The organism is Candidatus Ichthyocystis sparus, from assembly GCF_900078745.1.
Classification (GTDB): Bacteria; Pseudomonadota; Gammaproteobacteria; order Burkholderiales; family 2013Ark19i; genus Ichthyocystis; species Ichthyocystis sparus.
This window is the reverse complement of sequence record NZ_FKII01000068.1, coordinates 1-2,986: the sequence shown is the minus strand read 5'-3', so window position 1 is coordinate 2,986 and position 2,986 is coordinate 1. Positions and strand designations below refer to the sequence as shown.

Below are 2,986 nucleotides of genomic sequence, written 5' to 3'. Positions count from 1 at the left end.
CATACAGATCATGAATATTACCAGGAGCAGCTCTCCTTATTGATTCCGTACTTCCCAGTAAATCATGGACTCTAAGTTTTTTAGCTTTATTATGGTATTTAATGCTTTCAGAAACGTATAAAGCTGACAAATGACTGCAGACGATTCTCTTGCCATCTACCTGAACCTTAGAGTTTAAGGAATAAATATTACTGACGTGCTTAGTAGATACATATGGATCACTCTTGTCAGAAGACAACAAGGCCTCACCAGAGAAAGAAGAAAACCTCACCGGTAAACTGCCAGAGCACGCCATATTATACCTCCAAAACACTTATAACCGTAGCCAAGCTACAACTGTGGGCAACAATAACCCCAGCTATTGCCTAACTAAAAGAAAAAGATAATGCAGTAACCTGTACGATTTAATCTATATGTACAAAGTGGATCTCAATAAATTAATTCACACTGTGAAAAAAATTATCACGATCATTATCAAAAACTATAAATAGTCGTGAAGTACCATCTTGGGTAACGGATATGAATAGCAGATTATTGAATAATTTATCAATGTATTATTTATAATTACTATTTTATATAGTATAATATCAATCCAAAGCGCTAACTGATTATGCGTATCTATAGGAAAATATGACGTAATAACCCTTACTACCCAATTACATAAAAATATTTACTACTACCATTGCACAGTTGTCATCTAATGAACATGTGTAATACTAGTGTTGTGGTAAACTTACATAATTACACAAAAAAAACAGTCAAACTTACTAAAAAATATAATCTACCCAACAATAATATCAAATTGTCACGCTTCAATAGAGTATAAAAATCTTCACATAATGTGCCACATTTATTGAGTAATATGCAAAAAATTAACGAACATCTATTTACTATCACAACAGTTAATGGCAATAACGGTATTGGTAATGCATAAAAAGTACAAGATAGCTCATACATATTAACTTTTACTCCTTAGATTAAGCTTAGTTATTTTTAGATGATCATCTCAAATTACACAACTACAATTATGATAGCCAACCAAAATTAAAATTAATATAGTACTTACAGAGATAATATCTATGATGATTAAACACAACAAAAGCCAAGAAAACAATAATAAATATAGGAAAAATATAATAAATAATGAAAAAGCAGATTTAGCGTATTATGAATTTATAATACCTTCTAATTGTAGAAGGAAACTTTCGTATTTCACAATCCTAGCTCTATCATCACTTGCGAGTTCTGCGTACTTGTTTGCATGTCTTACTTTTTCTAAAATCGATAGCAATTCTGATAACACATCAACAGTAAATTCCTTCAATATATTAAAGTAAAAATCAACCGTTTCTTCATTTGCAAACAATATACCTGTAATTCCATGAACATTTTTGGCGGCTAATAGATCTGGCAACTTAGATTGGCTAATCACTCCCAATAAAGAACAATATTCCCTGATAGAATCTACATGATTATTTTTAAGCGCTTCAAATAAACCACTACTATAGTCAGATCTTGCCAGCAATATTTCAAACATCATCTTTTCAAAATGTTCTCCAGAAATCATAGAACCCAACGATACTAATCTCTCCAATAACCTACTAAAAGAACAAATTGAAGATGCTTTGCCATTATGCATGGCCACATATAATACAGTAACACCTCTATCATTGACAGACATAAGTATAGTAAAAATCATTCTAGCAATATCCAATGCTGGCACTTCATCAGAAAGGTAGACTAATCTATCCAGTAAGCTACCAAAAGCAACAATTGCAGATGCATGCCCCCCCTGCATAGCCATAAATAATCCACTTACATCTTCATGCCCAGACATAAGTATAGTAAAAATCATTTCAGCAATTTCTAATACTGAAACTTCATTAGAAAGGCTAATTAATCCATCCAGTAATCTACCAAAAGCAATAATTGCAGATGAACTCCCCTCCTGCATAGCCATAAATAGTCCACTACCCTCTTCACCATTACTTGTCCTATAAACTAACAAATTAAAGATAATATCAGCCAATTTATTCGCAGGTATTCCCCCCCTCAAAGAAAGTAACATTTCTAGCAAATCAGAAAAAACATAGATAGAGTCAGTATGATTTTCTTGCATAGCCACAACAAGTCCTAATTCTCCATGTTCATTACTAGCAATAAGTAAATTTGGCAATACTCTTATCTTTTCATCATAAGATAAACTGTCTAACAAGTAACAATATGCTCGTATAGATTTATGATTATTATTAGACAAAGCAACATGCAAAGCTGAAACATTATCACTACCTCTACCTAAAACAACATTTTCTCTAACACTAGAAGGAAGTAAAGATAGTTTTTCAGACATCATCATTATATTTTTATTGCATACTCCCTTCTCCATTAAATGGTATAACGCGCACTCTGAAATACCATCATGTAATAATGTTTCTAATCTTGATAGACACTCGCTTCCTACAATACCATCATCGCTACATTCGCAGATCATTAATTCATGTTCTTTAGGGGCATCTGGCAACTGCTCAAAATATTCACCGTAACAATTACTACCAATAAACTTACGCAAAGAAAACTTATCTTCATTCAAGAAAAAATTCGGATCACTAACTTCACTACGAGAAACAACATTAGTTTTGTTTGGATCAAAAAAATGAATTACATATCTACGTTCAACGTTACCTAGTTGATTAGTTTTTAATTTACAAATAACCCTTAATGCCATTACATGGCTACAACTACTCAACAAAAACAATCTTTGATTATTAACAGCAGTATTTGTAGAAATTTCATGCAAAAAACAACCAAATCTATCACAAACTATAATATATCTATTAGATGATTTACCTAACATCTGATCATACAGATCATGAATATTACCAGGAGCAGCTCTCCTTATTGATTCCGTACTTCCCAGTAAATCATGGACTCTAAGTTTTTTAGCTTTATTATGGTATTTAATGCTTTCAGAAACGTATAAAGCTGA

The 2,986-nt window shown here is 31.9% G+C and carries 2 protein-coding genes; both read right to left on the bottom strand.

All coding sequences use genetic code 11. The annotated features are described in order from the left end of the window. A partial coding sequence (locus A6733_RS07205) for a ShET2/EspL2 family type III secretion system effector toxin (RefSeq protein WP_141663483.1) occupies positions 1-295 on the bottom strand: 295 nt, incomplete at its 3' end. Between the two features lie 870 nt (positions 296-1,165). Then, positions 1,166-2,986, bottom strand: a 1,821-nt coding sequence (locus A6733_RS07195; RefSeq protein ID WP_092460719.1) for a ShET2/EspL2 family type III secretion system effector toxin, incomplete at its 5' end; no start/stop codon positions are given.